The 20313-nt window shown below is 42.0% G+C and carries 25 protein-coding genes and 1 other RNA gene; 20 read left to right on the top strand and 6 right to left on the bottom strand.

The genetic code is table 11. From position 1 onward, the window contains the following. Window positions 1-2 precede the first annotated feature (2 nt). The 8 genes from tpiA (at window position 3) to NSQ25_RS15600 (ending at window position 6983) form a co-directional block, all read left to right on the top strand. Window positions 3-764, top strand: coding sequence for a triose-phosphate isomerase (tpiA, locus tag NSQ25_RS15635; protein ID WP_017359213.1), 762 nt, complete (start codon window positions 3-5; stop codon window positions 762-764). Then, window positions 757-2292 (top strand): 2,3-bisphosphoglycerate-independent phosphoglycerate mutase, encoded by a 1536-nt coding sequence (gpmI, locus tag NSQ25_RS15630; RefSeq protein WP_034280952.1) that lies wholly within the window; start codon window positions 757-759, stop codon window positions 2290-2292. The genes tpiA and gpmI overlap by 8 nt, the downstream gene beginning before the upstream one ends. 31 nt (window positions 2293-2323) lie before the next feature. Then, on the top strand, window positions 2324-3616 hold the full coding sequence (gene eno / locus NSQ25_RS15625) for a phosphopyruvate hydratase (RefSeq protein ID WP_003212752.1): 1293 nt from the start codon (window positions 2324-2326) through the stop codon (window positions 3614-3616). Between the two features lie 259 nt (window positions 3617-3875). Beyond that, on the top strand, window positions 3876-4145 hold the full coding sequence (locus tag NSQ25_RS15620; protein ID WP_024423498.1) for a hypothetical protein: 270 nt from the start codon (window positions 3876-3878) through the stop codon (window positions 4143-4145). A gap of 58 nt (window positions 4146-4203) precedes the next feature. After that, window positions 4204-4971, top strand: a complete 768-nt coding sequence (locus tag NSQ25_RS15615) for an ABC transporter ATP-binding protein (protein WP_041115638.1) — start codon at window positions 4204-4206, stop codon at window positions 4969-4971. Further along, window positions 4943-6340: a hypothetical protein gene (locus NSQ25_RS15610; RefSeq protein ID WP_326135818.1), complete on the top strand. Its 1398-nt coding sequence runs from the start codon at window positions 4943-4945 to the stop codon at window positions 6338-6340. The genes NSQ25_RS15615 and NSQ25_RS15610 overlap by 29 nt, the downstream gene beginning before the upstream one ends. Then, window positions 6337-6705, top strand: a complete 369-nt coding sequence (locus NSQ25_RS15605; RefSeq protein ID WP_217008731.1) for a hypothetical protein — start codon at window positions 6337-6339, stop codon at window positions 6703-6705. Before NSQ25_RS15610 ends, NSQ25_RS15605 begins: the two co-directional genes overlap by 4 nt. Beyond that, window positions 6702-6983, top strand: coding sequence for a hypothetical protein (locus NSQ25_RS15600; RefSeq protein WP_024426069.1), 282 nt, complete (start codon window positions 6702-6704; stop codon window positions 6981-6983). The genes NSQ25_RS15605 and NSQ25_RS15600 overlap by 4 nt, the downstream gene beginning before the upstream one ends. A gap of 21 nt (window positions 6984-7004) precedes the next feature. Here NSQ25_RS15600 and NSQ25_RS15595 read toward each other — a convergent pair whose 3' ends face one another. Further along, window positions 7005-7469, bottom strand: a complete 465-nt coding sequence (locus tag NSQ25_RS15595; RefSeq protein ID WP_326135816.1) for a GNAT family N-acetyltransferase — start codon at window positions 7467-7469, stop codon at window positions 7005-7007. 15 nt (window positions 7470-7484) lie between these two features. Further along, the gene (locus tag NSQ25_RS15590; protein WP_041115645.1) at window positions 7485-7949 is read right to left on the bottom strand and encodes a hypothetical protein; all 465 of its coding nucleotides are present in this window, start codon (window positions 7947-7949) and stop codon (window positions 7485-7487) included. Window positions 7950-8068: 119 nt separating this feature from the next. Here NSQ25_RS15590 and NSQ25_RS15585 point away from each other — a divergent pair, with 119 nt between their 5' ends. Further along, window positions 8069-8701: an NAAT family transporter gene (locus tag NSQ25_RS15585; RefSeq protein WP_034280938.1), complete on the top strand. Its 633-nt coding sequence runs from the start codon at window positions 8069-8071 to the stop codon at window positions 8699-8701. Window positions 8702-8755: 54 nt separating this feature from the next. On the opposite strand, the gene NSQ25_RS15580 is transcribed toward NSQ25_RS15585, so the two are convergent. Beyond that, window positions 8756-9292, bottom strand: coding sequence for a GbsR/MarR family transcriptional regulator (locus NSQ25_RS15580; protein ID WP_034280936.1), 537 nt, complete (start codon window positions 9290-9292; stop codon window positions 8756-8758). 269 nt (window positions 9293-9561) lie between these two features. Between NSQ25_RS15580 and NSQ25_RS15575 the strand changes: the two genes are divergently transcribed. Genes NSQ25_RS15575 through NSQ25_RS15560 form a run of 4 tightly spaced genes read left to right on the top strand, consistent with a single transcriptional unit; the run spans window position 9562 to window position 13019 of the window. Further along, window positions 9562-10710: a betaine/proline/choline family ABC transporter ATP-binding protein gene (locus NSQ25_RS15575; protein WP_025094044.1), complete on the top strand. Its 1149-nt coding sequence runs from the start codon at window positions 9562-9564 to the stop codon at window positions 10708-10710. A gap of 13 nt (window positions 10711-10723) precedes the next feature. Further along, entirely contained in the window at window positions 10724-11377 is a 654-nt protein-coding gene (locus tag NSQ25_RS15570; protein WP_034280933.1) for an ABC transporter permease, read from the top strand. A gap of 13 nt (window positions 11378-11390) precedes the next feature. Next, window positions 11391-12308: an osmoprotectant ABC transporter substrate-binding protein gene (locus tag NSQ25_RS15565; RefSeq protein ID WP_061110093.1), complete on the top strand. Its 918-nt coding sequence runs from the start codon at window positions 11391-11393 to the stop codon at window positions 12306-12308. Between the two features lie 21 nt (window positions 12309-12329). Further along, complete coding sequence (locus NSQ25_RS15560; RefSeq protein ID WP_034280931.1) at window positions 12330-13019, top strand: ABC transporter permease; 690 nt, start codon at window positions 12330-12332, stop codon at window positions 13017-13019. A 77-nt stretch (window positions 13020-13096) separates the two neighbouring features. Here NSQ25_RS15560 and NSQ25_RS15555 read toward each other — a convergent pair whose 3' ends face one another. The 3 genes from NSQ25_RS15555 to NSQ25_RS15545 all read right to left on the bottom strand — a co-directional run bounded on the left by NSQ25_RS15555 (window position 13097) and on the right by NSQ25_RS15545 (window position 14423). Continuing rightward, window positions 13097-13417: a helix-turn-helix domain-containing protein gene (locus tag NSQ25_RS15555; protein WP_024423485.1), complete on the bottom strand. Its 321-nt coding sequence runs from the start codon at window positions 13415-13417 to the stop codon at window positions 13097-13099. Between the two features lie 70 nt (window positions 13418-13487). After that, window positions 13488-13889 carry a transcriptional regulator gene (locus NSQ25_RS15550; protein WP_144496382.1) on the bottom strand — a complete coding sequence of 134 codons (402 nt, stop codon included), beginning with the start codon at window positions 13887-13889 and terminating at the stop codon, window positions 13488-13490. Window positions 13890-14027: 138 nt separating this feature from the next. Then, complete coding sequence (locus NSQ25_RS15545; RefSeq protein WP_034280928.1) at window positions 14028-14423, bottom strand: helix-turn-helix transcriptional regulator; 396 nt, start codon at window positions 14421-14423, stop codon at window positions 14028-14030. 154 nt (window positions 14424-14577) lie between these two features. On the opposite strand from NSQ25_RS15545, the gene NSQ25_RS15540 reads away from it, so the two are divergent. The 7 genes from NSQ25_RS15540 (at window position 14578) to ssrA (ending at window position 19942) form a co-directional block, all read left to right on the top strand. Beyond that, complete coding sequence (locus NSQ25_RS15540) at window positions 14578-14811, top strand: helix-turn-helix transcriptional regulator (protein WP_024719830.1); 234 nt, start codon at window positions 14578-14580, stop codon at window positions 14809-14811. A gap of 37 nt (window positions 14812-14848) precedes the next feature. Next, window positions 14849-15139 (top strand): AbrB/MazE/SpoVT family DNA-binding domain-containing protein, encoded by a 291-nt coding sequence (locus NSQ25_RS15535; protein ID WP_024423481.1) that lies wholly within the window; start codon window positions 14849-14851, stop codon window positions 15137-15139. Window positions 15140-15325: 186 nt separating this feature from the next. After that, window positions 15326-15559, top strand: a complete 234-nt coding sequence (gene secG, locus NSQ25_RS15530; RefSeq protein WP_003212746.1) for a preprotein translocase subunit SecG — start codon at window positions 15326-15328, stop codon at window positions 15557-15559. 124 nt (window positions 15560-15683) lie between these two features. After that, complete coding sequence (locus NSQ25_RS15525; RefSeq protein ID WP_034280925.1) at window positions 15684-16430, top strand: carboxylesterase; 747 nt, start codon at window positions 15684-15686, stop codon at window positions 16428-16430. 19 nt (window positions 16431-16449) lie between these two features. Next, the gene (gene rnr, locus NSQ25_RS15520) at window positions 16450-18792 is read left to right on the top strand and encodes a ribonuclease R (RefSeq protein WP_041115651.1); all 2343 of its coding nucleotides are present in this window, start codon (window positions 16450-16452) and stop codon (window positions 18790-18792) included. A 139-nt stretch (window positions 18793-18931) separates the two neighbouring features. After that, window positions 18932-19402: an SsrA-binding protein SmpB gene (smpB, locus tag NSQ25_RS15515; RefSeq protein ID WP_012011279.1), complete on the top strand. Its 471-nt coding sequence runs from the start codon at window positions 18932-18934 to the stop codon at window positions 19400-19402. A 176-nt stretch (window positions 19403-19578) separates the two neighbouring features. Then, window positions 19579-19942: a transfer-messenger RNA gene (ssrA, locus tag NSQ25_RS15510) on the top strand. The last annotated feature ends 371 nt before the right edge of the window (window positions 19943-20313 follow it).

The following is a 20313-nucleotide window of genomic DNA, read 5'->3' as shown; positions in this document are numbered from 1 at the left end:
TCATGAGAAAACCAATTATAGCTGGGAACTGGAAAATGAACAAAACACTTGGCGAAGCAGTCAGCTTCGTTGAAGAAGTCAAGTCATCTATTCCATCTCCTGACAAAGTGGAATCCATTGTCTGTGCGCCAGCTCTTTTCCTTGAAAAGTTAAACAGCCTTTCAAACGGAACAGACCTTAAAATTGGTGCACAAAACATGCACTTTGAAGAAAATGGTGCATTCACTGGTGAAATCAGCCCTGCTGCTCTAAAAGATTTAGGCATCGGCTATTCAGTGATTGGGCATTCAGAGCGCCGTGAATTCTTTGCTGAAACAGATGAAACAGTGAACAAAAAAGCACATGCTGCATTCAAGCATGGCATCGTTCCAATCATTTGTGTAGGTGAAACGCTTGAAGAGCGTGAAGCTGGCAAAACAAATGAACTTGTCGCTGATCAAGTGAAGAAAGCACTAGCTGGTTTAACGAAGCAGCAAGTCGCTGAATCTGTGATTGCATATGAGCCAATCTGGGCGATCGGTACAGGAAAATCTTCTACAGCGAAAGATGCAAACGACGTTTGCGCACACATCCGCCAAACCGTTGCAAGCGAATTTGGTCAAGAAGCGGCAGACAGCCTTCGCATTCAATATGGCGGAAGCGTGAAGCCGGCAAATATTAAAGAATATATGGCAGAATCCGATATTGACGGTGCTTTGGTAGGCGGCGCAAGCTTAGAACCTCAGTCTTTCGTTCAATTATTGGAGGAAGGTCAATATGAGTAAGAAACCAGCTGCATTAATCATCTTAGACGGGTTCGGTTTAAGAGGCGAAACAGTCGGTAACGCTGTCGCACAAGCAAAAAAACCGAACTTTGACCGCTACTGGAATGAATTTCCGCATCAAACCTTAACGGCTTCAGGTGAGGCAGTAGGCCTCCCAGAAGGTCAAATGGGAAACTCTGAAGTTGGGCATTTGAACATCGGTGCAGGACGTATTGTGTATCAAAGCTTAACAAGGGTGAATGTTGCCATCCGTGAAGGGGAATTTGAGAAAAACGAAACGTTCCTAGATGCAATGACTTATGCAAAAGAGAATGACAAGGCGCTTCATTTATTTGGACTCTTGTCAGACGGCGGTGTGCACAGTCACATCCAGCATCTTTTTGCCCTGCTGAAGCTGGCGAAAAAAGAAGGCTTAACAAAGGTATACATTCATGGCTTCTTGGACGGACGTGATGTTGGTCAGAAGACAGCCAAAGTGTACTTGAAACAGCTGGAAGATCAAATCAAAGAAATCGGTGTCGGTGAAGTGGCAACACTTTCTGGACGCTATTACTCAATGGACCGTGACAAACGCTGGGATCGTGTGGAGAAAGCGTACCGCGCGATGGCATATGGTGAAGGCCCAAGTTATCAAAACATTTATGATGTCGTTGATGACTCCTATGAAAATGGAATCTACGATGAATTCGTTATTCCATCTGTCATTACGAGAGAAAATGGTGAGCCGGTTGCCAAAGTAAACGACGGTGACTCTGTGATTTTCTATAACTTCCGTCCAGACCGTGCCATCCAAATCTCGAACACTTTCACAAATGCAGATTTCCGCTCGTTTGACCGCGGAGAAGCTCATCCGAAGAATTTACACTTCGTCTGCTTCACACACTTCAGTGAAACGGTTGATGGTTATGTTGCCTTCAAACCAGTGAATTTGGATAACACAGTAGGAGAAGTGCTTTCTCAAAACGGATTGAAACAGCTGCGGATTGCTGAAACAGAGAAATATCCTCACGTGACGTTCTTTATGAGTGGTGGACGTGAAGAAGAATTTCCTGGTGAAGACCGCATCTTAATCAATTCACCAGATGTGGCAACCTATGACCTCAAGCCGGAAATGAGCGCTTATGAGGTAAAGGATGCACTTGTTGCAGACATCAATGCTGACAAGCATGATGCGATCATCCTGAACTTTGCTAACCCGGATATGGTTGGTCATTCAGGTATGCTTGAGCCAACAATCAAAGCTATTGAAGCAGTAGATGAGTGCTTAGGAGCTGTAGTCGACGCAATCCTGGCAAAAGGCGGACATGCCATCATCACGGCAGACCACGGTAACGCAGACGTGCTCATTACCGAAGAAGGAAAGCCGCATACTGCACATACAACGAATCCTGTACCAGTCATCGTGACGAAAAAAGGTGCGACGCTTAGAGAAGGCGGTATTTTAGCCGATCTATCTCCAACGCTTTTAGACTTACTTGGTCTTGAGAAACCAAAAGAGATGACAGGAACATCATTAATTCAGAAATAAAAAAATTGATTCAAAAGGAGAGAAATTAAACATGCCATACATTGTTGACGTATATGCACGCGAAGTATTAGACTCTCGCGGTAACCCAACAGTTGAAGTAGAAGTTTACACAGAATCTGGCGGCTTTGGCCGTGCGCTTGTTCCAAGTGGTGCTTCTACTGGTGAATATGAAGCAGTAGAACTACGTGACGGAGACAAAGACCGTTACCTTGGAAAAGGTGTTCTGACAGCTGTAAACAACGTAAACGAAATCATTGCACCAGAGCTTTTAGGCTTTGATGTAACAGAACAAGTAGCGATTGACAAAATGTTAATCGAACTTGACGGAACAGAAAACAAAGGGAAATTAGGCGCAAACGCAATCCTTGGCGTATCTATCGCTGTAGCACGTGCGGCTGCTGATTTCTTACAAATTCCACTTTATCAATACCTTGGTGGCTTCAACTCCAAAACGCTTCCAGTACCAATGATGAACATCGTCAACGGCGGAGAGCATGCGGATAACAACGTAGACATTCAAGAATTCATGATCATGCCTGTAGGTGCACCGAACTTCCGTGAAGCACTTCGCATGGGCGCTCAAATCTTCCATAGCCTGAAATCTGTATTAAGCGCAAAAGGCTTAAACACAGCTGTAGGTGACGAAGGTGGATTCGCTCCAAACCTTGGTTCTAACGAAGAAGCACTTCAAACAATCGTTGAAGCGATCGAAAAAGCTGGCTTCAAACCAGGTGAAGAAGTGAAACTTGCAATGGATGCTGCATCTTCTGAGTTCTACAACAAAGAAGACGGTAAATATCATTTATCAGGCGAAGGTGTTGTGAAAACATCTGCTGAAATGGTTGACTGGTATGAAGATATGGTATCGAAATACCCAATCATCTCTATCGAAGACGGCCTTGATGAGAACGACTGGGAAGGTCACAAACTATTAACTGAGCGCCTTGGCAGCAAGGTTCAGCTAGTAGGAGACGACTTGTTCGTTACAAATACGAAGAAGCTTTCTGAAGGAATCAAAAACGGCGTTGGTAACTCAATCCTGATCAAAGTAAACCAAATCGGTACATTAACTGAAACATTTGATGCAATCGAAATGGCAAAACGCGCAGGATACACAGCTGTTATCTCTCACCGTTCTGGTGAAACAGAAGACAGCACAATTGCAGACATCGCTGTGGCAACAAACGCTGGACAAATCAAAACAGGTGCTCCGTCTCGTACGGACCGTGTGGCGAAATACAACCAATTACTTCGCATCGAAGATCAATTGGCTGAAACAGCACAATATCACGGCATTGCAACATTCTATAACTTGAATAAATAATGTCAGCTATGCGCTGCGTTCCGCTCTTTCATGAGAGCGGGACGCAGCGTTTTTTTTGTGTTGAGCGAAAATCCGGTGGCTAATTCATTTGGCTTATCCTATTTCTGTAAAAAATCCTCCTTCAGTTAGAGAAGAAGCCAAAATCCTCTCCATTTATAAGCACTAAATCATGAAAAATCGACTAAAAATATGATCTGAAATGAACTTATGCTCTCTGTAAGGAGGTGGTATCATTTTACATATATTAGGGGGTGATGAGATGCTGAATCCTTTTAGCCTTCGTTTTCCAGTAGGTGTGTATATGTATGTCCTTCACCTATTGGCGGCATATGATGAAAGGAAGCAACGAATTTTAACTTCTAAGAATGTACAGAAAAACGCATTTTGGATTTATGTCCTTGCCGCTATATTAGGCATTATTTCACTCGGAGCATTGATTTGGGCATGCAAGACCTTTGGACGGGGCTCGAAATTTTTAGGAGAGTTCAAATTATTAGGCATGTACGTTAAAATCCAGTGCGGTTTTTAACAGGGATGAGAACAGATGCAAGGTCATCTGTTCTATCTGAAACAAACGGAGGGATATGATGCTGACATTACAATTAAAAGAAAAAACATATAGCCGCACCTTCTCTCTCCGTAATATTCAAATGAATGTCGAGAAAGGGCAGATGCTGCTGCTTTTGGGGCATAATGGTGCGGGAAAGACGACGATGATCCAATCCATGTTTGGGCTGACACCATTTATAGGATGCGTCACTTTACACGGTAAACAGCTGAACCTTCAATCCTCAGAACACATCTCCTTGTTGAAAAAACATGTTTCCTATATTCCTGACGAGCATTCGTTGTTCGATTATTTATCACCGAGGGAATACTTTCAATTACTTCAGCTGCCAAATGAGCAAGATGTCACACGGGAGGAGACGTTCATCGAACTGTTTGAGCTGGGTTCATATATGGATCAGCCTATCGCTCAGCTGTCTCATGGCAATCAAAAGAAAACGCAGATCATTTCCCAGCTCCTCAGGCCATGTGATTATTATGTGTTCGACGAGCCAACGAACGGACTTGATCCAGATATGATGATCATCTTAAAAAAGGTGCTCATGAAGCTGAGAAATCAAGGCGCTGGCATTCTCATTTCAACCCATCATTTGAGCTTTGGTGATACGCTTTATGACCATCTCATGATCTTAAGAAATGGGGACGTCAAGCTGGATATGTCCCGCCAAGAAACGAATCAGACATTTCCTCATCAGGCACTTGAAGAGATTTATAAAGAAGTGAATCGAGATTACTATATGCAGGTGGAGAGGTTACTCAATGATCTGGACACGACACGTTCTTCATAAAATAGAATGGGGAATGCTGACAACGAAAGGAAAGCAGCTTGCAAAAAAGTACCCTATACAGCTTCTCGCAGCCGCGGCTTTTTTCTTGCTCATGTACGCAATATACGTCGTTATCAGCCTGCGCTTTTTCATGCAGGCAGGAGAAAGTGAGCCGGCTGCTCTATACCTCCAATTGATGAAAATGACGCTTTTACTTTTAGGTGCAGCTATTTTGTTATCCCGCAATAAATTAAAGCGACAGGAATATCAATTCTACTTTTTGAATAGTGCGATACAAAGTGTGCCATTTGTCCTTTGTGTGTATTTCTTTCCGATGCTCTTTTGTTTTCTCATGGTAGGACTGCTTTTTTTACCGATTGTCTTAGGCCTTTTGATCAGTGGTGTTACGCCATCTTTGTATTGGATAACGGCTGTATGCATGACTTGCTGTGTACTGGCGCTGCTTGCACTTGCTTCTTGGATGGTGATGCGGATTGCTGTGAGCCATTTCGTATCAAAAACAAAAGAGCATTTGCTGCTGCAAACGCTAGGCTTTGCGGTGCTGAATCTATTGGTGTTTCTCCTTTTGCAAAAAGCAATGGAGATGATCCGTGTATGGCCATCAGTCTATCTCATATTTCTGGTGATCCTTCTAAGTGCTGGCTGGCTATGGCTGAAGGGGGTAGCGGCTTCTTATGTCCATCGGATGTTCTTGCAGCTGAAAACAGAGGTGAAGTCGTTTTCTTACAAGAAAATCAGAACGCAATCTTCCTTTCTGACGCACCTGCGGCAGGAATTGGTCTATTTCAGCCGGTCAGCTGTTTTTAAAGAACAGGGCATTTTGTTTTTATTTCTCGTTTGTTTGACGGCGGGGCTGCCATTTGTTTTTACACCGCTAGAAACCGGCTGGCTGTATGCCTTTATTGTGCAGTATGCATTAAAGGAAATATTGATCATGCTTCCGCTGATGATTGGCAGAGAATATCATATGAATCAAAGGGCTATTTTTATGTTAAATACATCAAAGAGTGCTTATTTATTGTCGAGAATTTTATTTTATTACGCTATTAATTTGTTGACATATTTTGTGTTTATTTGGCTTGCATCTATGGTGATAGGCATTGAAAGTGAAGGGCATGGCCTCGCAAGTTTGTCCATTTTGTTGATCACTGCCATGGCGGCCTGTACAGGGTTTATCGTGAAGATCAGTGAGTTTAATAAACTGTTTGTCATCGTGATGATGATTGCTGTATTCAGCTTCATCGATATGCTTTTATTGAAGTGGCTTTCATCAGATGTGTATCTTCTCGCCACCGCCTATCTGCTAGGTTCACTTGCATTCTTTATCTGTATATATGCTGTCATGTTAAAGAGGCCTGTCTTGCGATGATAGAACTTGTGTGCAGTTTCCTAGCGGTTGTGGTGATACATGAACTCGGACATATGCTGATGGTCATGGTGTGTAACAAATTCGAAAAAAGGCCGCTCTTTGATTTTGTGGTCACGATTGATTGGAAGCATGTGGCGGTTGTCCATGAAACATTTGTCCGGCCGAGCTTCAATATGATGGTGGCACTTGCAGGGCCGCTCTTTCCGGTGCTTTGTTCGATTGTGCTTATTATGATATGGAAGCATCCGGTCAGTCATCAGCTGCTGTTTTTTTCTTTACTAAATACGGTGATGCTGCATCCAGCTTGTCCAGACGGGAAAAATATCACAGCCAGTTTAAAAGAGATGAAGGAGAGAAAGAGATGATCAAAGTATTTCATTCGTTTTCCAGCGGTATAACACTTGCGATGCTGTATGTATTTGCTGTGTTTATGACCCCTGTTTTTTTACTGCTGCTAGAGGTCAATCATGTTGAATCAAGCCCAACATTGTTTGGCATGCCATTTTATATCATGAAAATTGAAGAGTATCAATTCAGCTCAGAGGCGACGCTCTTTGGATGTGTGGTCTGTTTTTTAGCTGGCGCCGTCCTTTATTTCTTCATTCAATATGTGAAGCATGTGGTAAAAAAGCGCAGAACATAAAAAAGCAGACGGAACAAAACATCAGTCTGCTTGCAAAGTGAGTGACAGCCGTACCATATCCATACACTGAATGCCATTTTCAAAAATCGGTTCATCATAATGCTTAAGAAAGAAATCGTGGTCAATAGATGTCATGCGGAAGCCGCATTTCTGATAAAGTGCGAGCTGCTGAATGCTCGAGTTGCCTGTGCCGATTTCAACTGTGTGAAATCCGTCGGCTTTCGCTTCAGCAATGGCATGGCGGATCAGCTGCTTCCCTATTCCTTTTCCTTGCCATGATTCCTTCACGGCGACATTAATGATTTCGACTGTCTGCTGAGACAGAGATAAAAGCACATAGACGCCAATCACGTCCTGTTCATGATACGCGGCATAACAAGAGCCGGATTGCACATAAGTAAGAACCTTTTCCTTGGAAGGATCAGCTAAGAGTAAAAGATCCATAGGGACAGATTGATCACCTGACAATGGCCGAATGTGTATCATGTTTTTTCATCCTTTCTATTCTTTAATATACCCTTGTTTCACACCCCAATCATATTGATCCTGTACCCATTGTGAGGGCGGATTGTGGGTGACATTTGGGTCTTTTTTGACAGTTGGTTTCCTTGCAGCCTGTGCTCTCTGCTTATTCGCTTGAGCAGTGGCTTTCGCTGCTGTCAGCTCTTTTTGAAGCTGGTCAATTTTTGCCTCAAGCGCTTTTCGCTGCTTGACTTCTTTTTGATAGGCTTTCTTTTCGTTTTTGAGCTTTTTCGACATGGTCGACAGTTTCTTTTTTTGATCTTCGTTTTCATGCTTCATATCCGCTTGATCTGATTTTAACTGCGAAAGCTGCTCAGTGTTCGTTTTGCTTTCTTGCTGATGTTTTTCCTCTGCTGCTTTGATGGTCTGCTGCTGCCAAACCATCCAGCCGGCTGCGCCTAAAACCGCAACAGATAGAAGGACGATAGTGATTGTTTTCTTCATGTGTGATTCCCCTTTCAATAAAACCTCTATTAACATCGGTTAAATATATACAGGTTTTAACATCACAAGGGAATATTCACATCAGATTGGCAGACACTATGAAAAAAGGAGGGTGTCTGTTGATTTCCTTTATGATTCATGTCGTGGTCTCATTATTTGCTGTATCAAATCCCATTGGAAACGTGCCTCTTTTTATCACCTTAACAGAGGGATATACAGAGAAAGAACGCTCCCAGACAGCCAAAAAAGCCATTGTGGTCTCTTTCATCATTCTGATTGCCTTTCTATTGGCAGGCAGGCTTATTTTCAAATTGTTTGGGATCGATATTCATGCACTCCGCATCGCTGGAGGTATTTTTATTTTTGGTATCGCTTACAATTTACTGAATGCAAAGGAGTCACATGTCCAAAATCCACATTCTGAAGAAAAGGCAGAAAGCAAAGAGAAAGCGGATGTCTCCGTTACGCCGCTGGCGATCCCGATCATCGCTGGTCCTGGTACAATCGCTACAGTGATGAGCTTAACCCCGGGAAGTCAAGTGATGCTTCACATGTTTGCGATTGTAATTGGCATTGTCATCGTTCTGGCAATGACCTTTTATGCCTTTCATTATTCAAGTTTCATTATGCGGAAAATGGGGAAAACAGAGATGAATGTCGTGACGCGGTTAATGGGATTAATTCTTGCTGTAGTGGCAGTTGAGATGATCGGCGCAGGCTTAAAAGGGATGTTTCCAATGTTTATGCAATAAGTGTATATAAAAAAGCTGTTTTTTCTACAATGATGTAAAATAAAACAGCTTTTTTTAAGGTTTCGGCACATGCTTAAACACTTCTTCACTTTCAAAGAATTCAATTAAGCGGCTAATCCAATCATAGTAATCAAGACTTTCCTTGATTTCTGAAAGAAGCAGATTGATTTTATCCTCTGTCTCTTCTGGCAGGTCGTCCTGTTCAAGCAGCTCCAGCAATTCCTTGCACGTTTTCTTATGTGCCTTGCGGTTTTTGCTGACAACTCGGGACCAATTGGCTGCAAACAAGGAAATAAACGTTTGATATTGATCTTGCTCAACGTCATATAGATCTTTACGTATTCCTTTTTCATAAACCTTTTCCGCAATATTCAAATCAAGCATTTCTCGAACGACTTGACTCATTCTCGTTTTGCTCATGCCTGTCGCCTCTGATAGCTCCCCAAGCGTCATTGGTTTACGGTTCATGTGAATGATACCAAGCACTCTACCCACTGTAGAAGAAAGACCAAAGGCATTCATGTTCTCGGCAGCTTTTTCAATATAATGATCCTGTGCTTTTTGAATGGCGCCTAACGCTAGCTTGTCCACTCCCCGATTCATCCCTTCACGACTGACAATTTGTAACACAATATATCATATACCTGTTTGTTGATGAAAACAATAAATATTGAGTATTTGCTCGTAATTTGGAGGAAAAAGGAGAGATCTCTATCTATCGGGCCGTTAACTGAAAATTTTAAATAAATGTTATGCAATACAAACACATCGTAAACTTTTTATTTTATAAAGTTTGCACTATAATAAATAAGGTGTAAATTTTCTGAAAATATTGATCCGACTAATTGGAGGTGTCTCATTTGCTGAAACTAGAGAATGTATCTAAGACGTATAAAGGCGGAAAAAAAGCTGTCAAAAATATTGATTTAGAAATAGCAAAAGGAGAATTTATTTGTTTTATTGGACCGAGTGGCTGTGGTAAGACAACAACCATGAAGATGATCAACCGACTCATCGAACCTTCCTCAGGAAAAATCTTCATCGAGGGAGAAAACATTATGAAAAAAGATCCAGTTCAATTAAGAAGAGAAATTGGCTATGTGATTCAGCAAATTGGACTGTTCCCCCATATGACCATCGCACAAAACATTTCACTTGTTCCGAAGCTGTTAAAATGGCCGGAAGAAAAACGAAAAGAACGGGCGCGTGAACTGCTGAAGCTTGTCGACATGGGACCGGAATATTTAGAGCGCTATCCTCATGAACTCAGCGGAGGACAGCAGCAGCGTATTGGTGTTCTTCGCGCACTAGCAGCGGAACCCCCTCTGATCCTCATGGATGAACCGTTTGGCGCACTTGATCCAATCACACGAGATTCATTGCAGGAAGAATTTAAGAAACTGCAAAAAACGTTAAATAAAACCATCGTATTCGTCACACATGACATGGACGAAGCTATTAAACTAGCTGATCGAATTGTGATTTTAAAAGATGGAGAGATTGTCCAAGTAGGTACGCCTGACGATATTCTGCGAAACCCAGCCAATGAATTCGTAGAAGAATTCATCGGCAAAGAACGTCTGCTTCAATCAAATCCGAATATGGAACGTGTAGAACAAATGATGAACACGTCACCAGTCACCGTTACAGTTGAAAAAACATTAACAGATGCCATCTACATCATGAGAGAAAAGCGGGTCGATTCCTTGCTTGTAGTAGATGAACATCATGTGCTAAAAGGCTATATCGATATTGAAACAATCGATGCGAACCGCAGAAAAGCAGCTTTTGTTGGTGATATTTTAAATACAGAGTTCTATACCGTACAAGAAGGCGCACTTCTAAGAGACACTGTCCGGAAAATCTTAATACGCGGCATTAAATATGTACCGGTTGTGGATGCAGAAGGGCACTTAAAAGGCATTGTGACACGTGCAAGTCTGGTAGATGTTGTGTACGACTCCATTTGGGGAGACGATACGCCGGCAGCTGTCACTGAAATGAAGTAAGGGAGGTGTACACATGGATCAAATCATCGACTTTCTAGAGAAAAATGGCGGGGAACTCCTCACAAAAATGTGGGAGCATTTATATATTTCCTTAATTGCTGTCGTGCTCGGTATTCTTGTTGCCGTTCCTTTAGGCGTGGTACTCACACGAATGAAGCGAGGCGCAGGTTTTATCATCGGTATCGTGAATATCTTTCAAACACTCCCTAGTTTAGCGATTCTTGCCTTTTTTATTCCTATTTTGGGGGTTGGGAAAATACCTGCAATCGTTGCTCTCTTTTTCTATTCGGTTTTACCTATTTTAAGAAATACGTATGCCGGGGTACAAGGTGTGAACAAAAACTTGCTTGAATCCGGTAAAGGAATCGGGATGACAACATGGGAACAAATTCGTCTTGTTGAACTCCCGCTTGCTGTACCGGTCATTATGGCAGGTGTTAGAACGTCAACGATTTATTTGATTGGCTGGACAACACTTGCAGCCTTTATCGGTGGAGGCGGTCTAGGTGACTACATTTTGATTGGACTTCAGCTGTATCAGCCGGAATTCATTATTGCGGGTGCGATCCCAGTCACAATTTTAGCAGTCATCATCGACCTATCATTAATGAAGCTGGAGAAAAAAGTAACACCTGAAGGCTTAAAAGGATTGAAGGAAGTTTCATAAGGAGTTGGCTTATGTGAAGAATCGAAAAACAAAATGGATCAGTGCACTGCTTGCCGGATGCTTGCTATTGATAAGCGGCTGTTCACTTCCTGGACTAGCCGGCTCCTCAGGGGGCACGCTGCGAATTGGAGCACAAAACTTTACCGAATCAGAAATTATGGCCTATATGGTTAGCGATATGATTGAACATTACACTGATAAAAAGACGACCATTGTGAAAAACCTAGGCTCCAACACTGTGCAGCAGAAAGCAATGGAAAACGGAGATGTCGACATTTCTGCCACAAGATATTCAGGCACAGATTTAACAAGCACGCTTGGAATGGATGCGGAAAAAGACCCGGAGCGGGCGATGGAGATCGTCCAAAAAGAATTTAAAAAACGCTATGATTACAAATGGTTTGATTCTTATGGATTTGATAATACGTATGCCTTTGCCGTAACGCAGAAGATGGCGAAGGAAAATAATTTAGAAACGGTCTCTGATTTGAAAAAGAATGCGACCAATTACCGATTTGGGGTCGATAACATATGGCTCAAAAAGAAAGGCGACGGCTATGACGGATTTGTGAAAACATACGGAATCAAATTTGGCAGCACATATCCGATGCAGATTGGTTTAGTCTATGATGCATTAAAAAATGAAAAAATGGATATTGTACTTGCCTATTCAACAGATGGACGAATCAAAGCCTATAATCTCAAAATCTTAAAAGATGATAAACGGTTCTTCCCGCCATATGATGCATCGCCAGTAGTCCCGGAGAAAGTCTTAAAAGAAAATCCAGGGCTTGATAAGGTGATCAACAGGCTGATCGGAAAAATCGATACAGAACAAATGCAAGAGCTGAACTATCAAGTCGACGGAGAGCTTCAAGAACCAGCAACCGTTGCGAAGAATTTCCTGAAAAAACACAATTACTTTGAGTAAGATGGGGAGGTGTCACGGCTGATGGACACACTGCAGCAATTATGGACGTATTATCAGCAGAACGGGTCATATGTGTTAGAAGAATTTTATCGGCATTTTCTCATGTCGGCGTATGGGGTGTTGTTTGCGGCGATTGTCGGGATTCCAGTAGGCATCTTTGTAGCGCATTACCGCAAGCTGAGCAATTGGGTCTTTGCCATTACCAACGTCATCCAAACGATACCGGCATTAGCGATGCTTTCCGTGTTGATGCTTGTATTAGGACTTGGCGCAAATACAGTCATCCTATCACTCTTTCTGTATTCGCTTCTGCCGATCATCAGAAACACGTATACAGGCATTGTCAGCATTGAACATGCCTATTTAGAATCAGGTAAAGCGATGGGCATGACGAAATGGCAAGTGCTGAGAATGGTTGAACTACCGCTTGCTTTATCAGTCATTATGGCTGGTTTAAGAACCGCACTGGTCATTGCCATCGGAATTACAGCGATTGGAACATTTGTGGGCGCGGGAGGTCTTGGTGATATCATCATCAGAGGGTCAAACGCCACAAACGGAACAGCCATCATTTTAGCAGGTGCGATTCCAACTGCACTTATGGCTATTATCGCTGACCTTGTCATGGGCTGGCTCGAACGCTATTTAAGCCCGACAAACAAGAAAAAAGAAAGAAAAGCGTTAGCTGAAAAAAACATCACATCTGCTTAAGCTGTTGAAAAGACAAAACCTCCCTTACATCTGTAAGGGAGGTTGTTTTATGAAGATCAGGTGGTTCGAATGCTGGTTTATGATTCAAGCGTGATCCATTCAGAGGACCACTTCGCAATTTCCTCAAAAACGGGTGCAAGTGAACGCCCCATATCTGTTAAAGAATACTCAATGCGCACGGGTGTTTCAGCAAAAACCTCCCGTTTTACAATACCTGCTGCTTCCAGCTCTTTTAATCTCTCAGATAATACTCTTCCGCTTAAGTTTGTTAGAGCCGCCTCAATTTCACTAAAGCGCTGCTGACCTGAGAGAAGCTGAAAAACAATCAGTGCCACCCAGCGTTTACTCAATAACTCAACTGCTTTTTCAAACCGCGGGCACATGTCAGATTGATTCATCTTTCTTCACTCCAATCTGAACCCATTATACCGTAAATCTGTCATAAATCGGCGCAAAAAGCTTAAACATTTATGAGGACGAACGGCTGTTTAACATAAATAACAAATAGCGGTTGAGGTCCTCTATTTCTTTTTTCGAAAGGGTCGACCATATGTCACCATCAAATATTTCGAGATCACCAAGTTCATATTGCGCTGCGGCTTCCTTTATTTTGGATAAAGAAAGATCATTTTCCTCGAGCTGTTGGACAGAAGCGGCTTCCTCAATATAGCCCGCAGCCTGCATCATGTCTTCATAAGGTACCTTTAACGCACCAGCTAGCTTTTTAATCGTAGGAGGTTTCGGAATGCCGCGTTTCCCGTTTTCAATACGAGAAATACCGGCAGCGCTGACCTCAGAATACATCGCTAATTGGTTCACCGACAGCTTCTTTTCCTCACGTAATGCTCTTAAATATGCACCAAAGTTCATTAACGCAAAACCTCACATGGTTATAGATTAGATATGTCTATTTTACTTGATTTGTTGACTATTGGCAATAAGTACACCATGAAAATATTGACATTAGTTAATGGTGGATGTACATTAGGTTTATGCCCCGCTATTTGTTCACCTTTTTTGGTTGATGAGCGTGAGAAAGTATTCATTCAGCTGGCTGATGTCTTGTGCGGAGAGCCTTTCCCATTTGTCCCCGTCAAAAATGGGGAGATGTTCTACATCCTTTTGAAGCGCCGTTTGATAGATTTTTAACATGGACTCATATTTCGGTTTCATTTCATGAACTTGTTCCTGTTCAATATGACCGGCAAGCAGCATTAAATCCTCATAAGGCACCTTCAAGGCGTGTGCTAATTTTTTTATGGTTAAAGGCTTTGGCACACCGCGCTTTCCATTTTCAATACGAGAAATACCAGCAGCGCTTACACCTGAATACATGGCAAGCTGATTGACCGACATTTTTCTATTTTCTCTTAAAATGCGTAATTGTTCACCAAAGTGATTCATGACATCGAACCTCACATTTCAGTATATGACTTATTTTAGTATGATCATTGACCAAAGGAAATAGCAGAGGGGTAAAAGTGTTGACATAAGTTAATGAATCTGCTTGATGTGAGAGTCTTACATGTTGTACATAATGATTCCATAGGAGGTTGTAATGATGGTCGAAAAGATTCAGATCAGGCGGGCTTTTGTCATGCAGTATATGATCGAGAACGATATGTCGTTAAATCAGCTCGCTGATGAAATTGGCATCTCTCCTGCCACACTTAGCAGGGTATTAAATGGTCACCGAAAACCGGGACAGCTTGTCATTGGCAAAATGATTCATTACTTTGATAAAAAATTTGAAGATCTATTTTACTATGAAAATGTTGACAAAAGTCAATGAATGATATCATCATATCATCATTAAGGAGGAAATGTCATTGAAAAGGACTGGGATGGTCAGACACATTGATTCTCTCGGCAGAATTGTTCTGCCCTCAGAAATGCGCAAGGTACTCAATATTAAAGAAGAGCAGCTGTTAGAAATTTTCATTGAAGATCAAACCATTATGCTGAAAAAATATGATGCAGATAAGAGCTGCCTGCTGACGGGACAAGTGACGAAGTACAACAAAAGCTATGGAAATGGGAACGTGATGCTGAGTCCTGAAGGAGCTGAACGTTTGTTAGTAGAATTAAAACAGCTATTGAAGGAAGAAGCAACTCATTAAAAATGTGTTTTTAACCGAAAAATTGCATATAAAAATGCTGCAGCCAGCACTTTGGAACGAAATTGTATCAAAATAACGAATCAAGTCGACAATATATAGGAAATCTTTATTTTGATGTTTCGTGACATGCACCTTGTTTTCATGTAAAATAAAGTTATGTGTACCAGTTTGTCTGGAGGTGTTTTCATGCACGCATTTGTTATCACATTACTCGTAATTGTCAGTATCGCACTTATCATCGTTGTATTACTACAATCAAGTAAAAGTGCTGGACTGTCAGGCGCTATTTCAGGTGGAGCCGAGCAGCTTTTCGGTAAGCAAAAAGCGAGAGGCCTTGACTTGATTCTTCACCGTTTAACGGTTATTTTGTCAGTGCTTTTCTTCATCTTAACACTTGCATTGGCATATTTAGGCGTGTAAAGCGCGAGTAACAGAAGGTCTGATCTTTTTTCAGACCTTTTTTTATTATCAGCACTCTTTTGTGTTTGTTTCATACATACAAGTGGAAAATATAAACCATACCAGAAGGAAAGGAAGTCACATCATGAAAGTTGTTACACCAAAACCATTCACGTTTAAAGGTGGAGAAAAGGCGGTGCTTCTTCTTCACGGTTTTACTGGGAATACAGCCGATGTTCGAATGCTTGGCCGTTATTTGAACGATAGAGGATATACATGCCATGCACCTCAATATAAAGGACACGGTGTGCCGCCAGAAGAGCTTGTCCATACAGGCCCGGCTGACTGGTGGAAAGACGTTGAAGAAGGCTATCAATTCTTAAAAGATGAGGGTTATGAGGAGATTGCAGTTTGCGGACTATCCCTCGGAGGAGTTTTTTCATTGAAATTAGGTTACACTGTACCTGTAAAGGGAATTGTACCTATGTGTGCACCTATGTACATAAAAAGTGAAGAAGTCATGTACCAGGGTGTACTAGATTATGCCCGTAACTATAAGAAATTTGAGGGTAAGTCAGAGGACCAAATTGAACAAGAAATGGAATCGTTCAAGAAAACACCAATGGATACACTGAGGAGCCTGCAAGAACTGATTGCAGATGTTAGAAACAATGTCGACATGATCTATTCACCTACTTTTGTTGTGCAGGCACGTCACGATCATATGATTAATACAGACAGTGCGAATATCATTTATAACGAAGTAGAGACAGATGATAAGCATTTGAAATGGTATGAAGAATCAGGCCATGTTATCACGCTTGATAAAGAGCGGGAGAAGGTTCATCAGGATGTCTATGCATTCTTAGAATCACTTGATTGGTCAATTTAAATATATAGGGGGTTAGAGTGTGCAAAAAGAAGAATTTATGGATGAATTACTCGCTTTTATGAAAGAAGAAGCGTATAAACCGTTAACCGTTCAAGAGCTGGAAGTCATGATGGAGATTACCAATCCTGATGATTATAAAGAGCTCGTCAAAGCACTTGTGACGCTGGAGGATCAAGGACTCATCGTTCGCACGCGCAGCGACCGTTACGGTGTACCAGAAAAAATGAATTTGGTAAAAGGAAAGCTGTCTGCTCATGCAAAAGGATTTGCATTTGTGACGCCTGAAGAGTTTGGACAGGATGATATTTTCATCCCGCCAAATGAGTTAGGCACAGCGATGAATGGAGATACCGTCATGGTTCGTGTCAGCCACAAATCAAACGGCACGAAAAAAGAAGGAACTGTTATCCGTATTCTCGAGCGTAATACTCAGACGGTTGTCGGTACCTACACAGAAACGAAAAGCTTTGGCTTTGTCATTCCTGATGATAAAAAAATCACAAACGATATCTTCATTCCGAAATCCGCTAAAAACGGTGCGGTCGAAGGTCATAAAGTCGTTGTGACGCTGACAAGCTACCCTGAAGGAAGAATGAGTGCAGAAGGTGAAGTGACTGAAATCCTCGGTCATAAAAATGACCCTGGCATTGATATTTTGTCGATCATTCATAAACACGGTCTGCCAGGTGAGTTCCCAGAAGAAGCACTTCAGCAGGCAGCAGACACACCTGAAACGATTGATGAAAAAGACCTTGAAGGCAGACGCGACTTGCGCAATGAAACGATTGTGACGATTGACGGTGCAGATGCGAAGGACTTAGATGATGCTGTAACTGTGCAAAAGCTGGATGATGGCAAATATAAGCTTGGCGTGCACATTGCAGACGTTTCTCATTATGTCACAGAGAATTCGCCGATTGATCAGGAAGCTTATGAACGTGGAACGAGTGTGTATCTCGTCGACCGCGTCATCCCAATGATTCCGCATCGTTTGTCAAACGGTATTTGTTCATTAAATCCAAAGGTCGATCGTCTCACACTGTCTTGTGAAATGGTCATTGATCGAAACGGAAAAGTCGTCAAACACGAGATTTTCCAAAGTGTGATCAAAACGACGGAGAGAATGACCTATTCTGATGTGAATAAGATTTTAGTCGACCAAGACGAAGAGCTTTTAAACAAATATGAGCCGCTAGTGCCGATGTTTCAAGAGATGGAGAAGCTTGCAGAGATTCTTCGTGACAAACGAATGGAGCGCGGAGCTGTAGACTTTGATTTCAAGGAAGCAAAAGTACTTGTAGATGATGAAGGCGCAGCGAAAGACGTTGTCATTCGTGAGCGTTCCGTTGCAGAGAAATTAATTGAAGAATTCATGCTTGTTGCAAACGAAACGGTTGCAGAGCATTTCCACTGGATGAATGTTCCGTTCATTTACCGAATTCACGAAGAACCAAACCCTGAGAAGCTTCAGCGCTTTTTAGAGTTCGTAACGACGTTTGGTTACATTGTGAAAGGGACGTCAACGAACATTCACCCGCGTGCACTTCAAAGTGTCCTCGATGCTGTCAGGGATCAACCGGAAGAAGTCGTCATTCAAACTGTGATGCTTCGCTCTATGAAACAGGCGAAGTATGATCCAGAAAGCATTGGCCATTTTGGATTATCAACGGAATTCTATACACACTTCACATCACCGATCCGCCGTTACCCGGATTTAATCGTGCATAGACTGATTAGAACCTATTTGATTCAGAAAAAGACAGATGAAGCGACCTTAGAAAAGTGGGGCCAGCTGCTGCCTGAAATCGCAGATCATGCGTCCACGATGGAGCGCCGCTCAGTCGATGCAGAGCGTGAAACAGATGATCTGAAAAAGGCAGAGTTTATGCTAGATAAAATCGGTGAAGAGTTTGATGGCATGATTAGTTCTGTGACGAACTTCGGACTATTCGTTGAACTGCCTAATACGATAGAAGGTCTTGTCCATGTCAGCTACATGACAGACGACTATTATCGCTTTGATGAACAGCACTTTGCCATGATCGGTGAACGTACAGGGAATGTCTACCGTATCGGTGACGAAATCACTGTCAAAGTTGTTAATGTTAATAAAGATGAGCACTCAATTGATTTTGAAATCGTCGGGATGAAAGGCACTCGCCGTAAATCTCCAAAAGATTTCAAGTTCAAAAAACGGACAGATCCACCAGCGAAAAAAGGGCGTGGAGGTCAAAAAGCCTCTGGGGAAAAAGGCAAAGAGGATAAAAGCGGAAGTGACTGGTTCACAAACCGTAAAAAGAAGAAAAAGAAAAAACGCGTATTTGAAAACGCACCGAAACAAAAACGCAAAAAGAAAAAGTAACGTGCCAAAAAGCAAATAGGGCATCCCGCTCTATTTGCTTTTTGACCACATGGCGTCAGCATTGTCGAAAGCTGGATTGTTTGATAAAATAATCCGTACGATTTGGACCGTGTTTGTGTCAAAAGGAGGGTGTACGCCAATGCCAAAGGGAGAGGGAAAAGTTGTTTCCCAAAACAAAAAAGCAAATCATGATTACTTTATAGAAGAAACATACGAAGCCGGCCTAGTATTACAAGGAACTGAAATCAAATCGATTCGTGCTGGAAAAGTGAATTTAAAAGATTCCTTTGCCAAAATCGAGCGAGGAGAAGTGTTTCTTCATAATATGCACGTGAGCCCATACGAACAGGGGAACCGTTATAACCATGATCCGCTGAGAACGAGAAAGCTGCTGCTTCATCGCAAGCAAATCAGCAAATTGATTGGTGCGACAAAGGAAGAAGGCTACTCACTTGTGCCTCTGAAACTTTATTTGAAAAATGGCTTTGCCAAAGTGCTGATCGGAATCGGAAAAGGGAAGAAGAAATACGATAAACGTGAAGATCTGAAGAAAAAAGATGCAAAACGTGAAATCGAACGTGCCTTCCGCGATCGTCAAAAGCAATTCTAGCCTAATGCAGATGGCTTGCTGAGAGCGGAAGCATTATGCTACAATATGTTATGCAGTAAACAATCATCGCTGTTTTGACAGAAACCACCAGTTGTTTCGAGCGATGAGATTGTTATAATAGTTATATACGGAAGCAGTTAAGCTGAACGTTTCCATCCCGTATATCCCTTTTACAAGGGGACGTTACGGATTCGACAGGGATGGTTCGAGCTTAGGCTGCGAGCCGAGAGGCGATCTCGTTAACACGCACTTAAATGTAACTGGCAAAACTAAAAGTTTTAACCAAAACTTAGCACTAGCTGCCTAATAAGCGCAGCGAGCTCTTCCTGACATCGCCTATGTGTCTGTGAGGAGCCCAATGAAGTAGGCTACGCTTACGTTTCCGCCTGAGGACGTAAGAAGAGATTCATCAGACTAGCTCTCCAAGCGCCCGTCAGCAGGCATGAGGATGAGTGAACACGTAAATATGTTGACTACGCTCGTAGACGCTTAAGTAATCGATGTCTCTGGACGTGGGTTCGACTCCCACCGTCTCCATCAAAACTTTTAGAATGCAGCCGTATCAAGAGTTTGAAAGCCCTTGATGCGGGTCTGGAAACATGAATAATTAAAAATGACGCTTGTTATAGCGTCATTTTTTTATTTTTTATAAGATTATATTAGCAAAAGTAAGAATGCAAAATGTATTCTTGTTATTTTTATTTCAAGTCGGTAAGAAATGTGGTTTTTTTATGTTAAGTATGATAAATTGTTGTATCATAGAAGTGAAAAGGTAAGGCATTATTAAATCAACAAATTATTCTATTGAGTCGTCTTTATAGACGAATCTTTTTTTTGAATAAAAACATGTTTTTGTTATAATATTTATTGTTTTTGAATTTAACTTAAGTGATGGAGAAATTGAAACATCA

This window comes from Bacillus sp. FSL R5-0512 (genome assembly GCF_038593295.1).
Classification (GTDB): Bacteria; Bacillota; Bacilli; order Bacillales; family Bacillaceae; genus Bacillus; species Bacillus safensis.
Note: the sequence above shows the minus strand (reverse complement) of the source record. Positions and strands in the feature narration are given on the sequence as shown.

Bases quoted from the DNA above. Each gene is read 5' to 3' on its own strand.
- tpiA (WP_017359213.1), top strand. From the start codon at position 3: ATGAGAAAACCAATTATAGCTGGGAACTGGAAAATGAACAAAACACTT.
- gpmI (WP_034280952.1), top strand. From the start codon at position 757: ATGAGTAAGAAACCAGCTGCATTAATCATCTTAGACGGGTTCGGTTTA.
- eno (WP_003212752.1), top strand. From the start codon at position 2,324: ATGCCATACATTGTTGACGTATATGCACGCGAAGTATTAGACTCTCGC.
- NSQ25_RS15620 (WP_024423498.1), top strand. From the start codon at position 3,876: ATGCTGAATCCTTTTAGCCTTCGTTTTCCAGTAGGTGTGTATATGTAT.
- NSQ25_RS15615 (WP_041115638.1), top strand. From the start codon at position 4,204: ATGCTGACATTACAATTAAAAGAAAAAACATATAGCCGCACCTTCTCT.
- NSQ25_RS15610 (WP_326135818.1), top strand. From the start codon at position 4,943: ATGATCTGGACACGACACGTTCTTCATAAAATAGAATGGGGAATGCTG.
- NSQ25_RS15605 (WP_217008731.1), top strand. From the start codon at position 6,337: ATGATAGAACTTGTGTGCAGTTTCCTAGCGGTTGTGGTGATACATGAA.
- NSQ25_RS15600 (WP_024426069.1), top strand. From the start codon at position 6,702: ATGATCAAAGTATTTCATTCGTTTTCCAGCGGTATAACACTTGCGATG.
- NSQ25_RS15595 (WP_326135816.1), bottom strand. From the start codon at position 7,469: ATGATACACATTCGGCCATTGTCAGGTGATCAATCTGTCCCTATGGAT.
- NSQ25_RS15590 (WP_041115645.1), bottom strand. From the start codon at position 7,949: ATGAAGAAAACAATCACTATCGTCCTTCTATCTGTTGCGGTTTTAGGC.
- NSQ25_RS15570 (WP_034280933.1), top strand. From the start codon at position 10,724: ATGGATCAAATCATCGACTTTCTAGAGAAAAATGGCGGGGAACTCCTC.
- NSQ25_RS15560 (WP_034280931.1), top strand. From the start codon at position 12,330: ATGGACACACTGCAGCAATTATGGACGTATTATCAGCAGAACGGGTCA.
- NSQ25_RS15555 (WP_024423485.1), bottom strand. From the start codon at position 13,417: ATGAATCAATCTGACATGTGCCCGCGGTTTGAAAAAGCAGTTGAGTTA.
- NSQ25_RS15550 (WP_144496382.1), bottom strand. From the start codon at position 13,889: ATGAACTTTGGTGCATATTTAAGAGCATTACGTGAGGAAAAGAAGCTG.
- NSQ25_RS15545 (WP_034280928.1), bottom strand. From the start codon at position 14,423: ATGAATCACTTTGGTGAACAATTACGCATTTTAAGAGAAAATAGAAAA.
- NSQ25_RS15540 (WP_024719830.1), top strand. From the start codon at position 14,578: ATGATGGTCGAAAAGATTCAGATCAGGCGGGCTTTTGTCATGCAGTAT.
- secG (WP_003212746.1), top strand. From the start codon at position 15,326: ATGCACGCATTTGTTATCACATTACTCGTAATTGTCAGTATCGCACTT.
- NSQ25_RS15525 (WP_034280925.1), top strand. From the start codon at position 15,684: ATGAAAGTTGTTACACCAAAACCATTCACGTTTAAAGGTGGAGAAAAG.
- smpB (WP_012011279.1), top strand. From the start codon at position 18,932: ATGCCAAAGGGAGAGGGAAAAGTTGTTTCCCAAAACAAAAAAGCAAAT.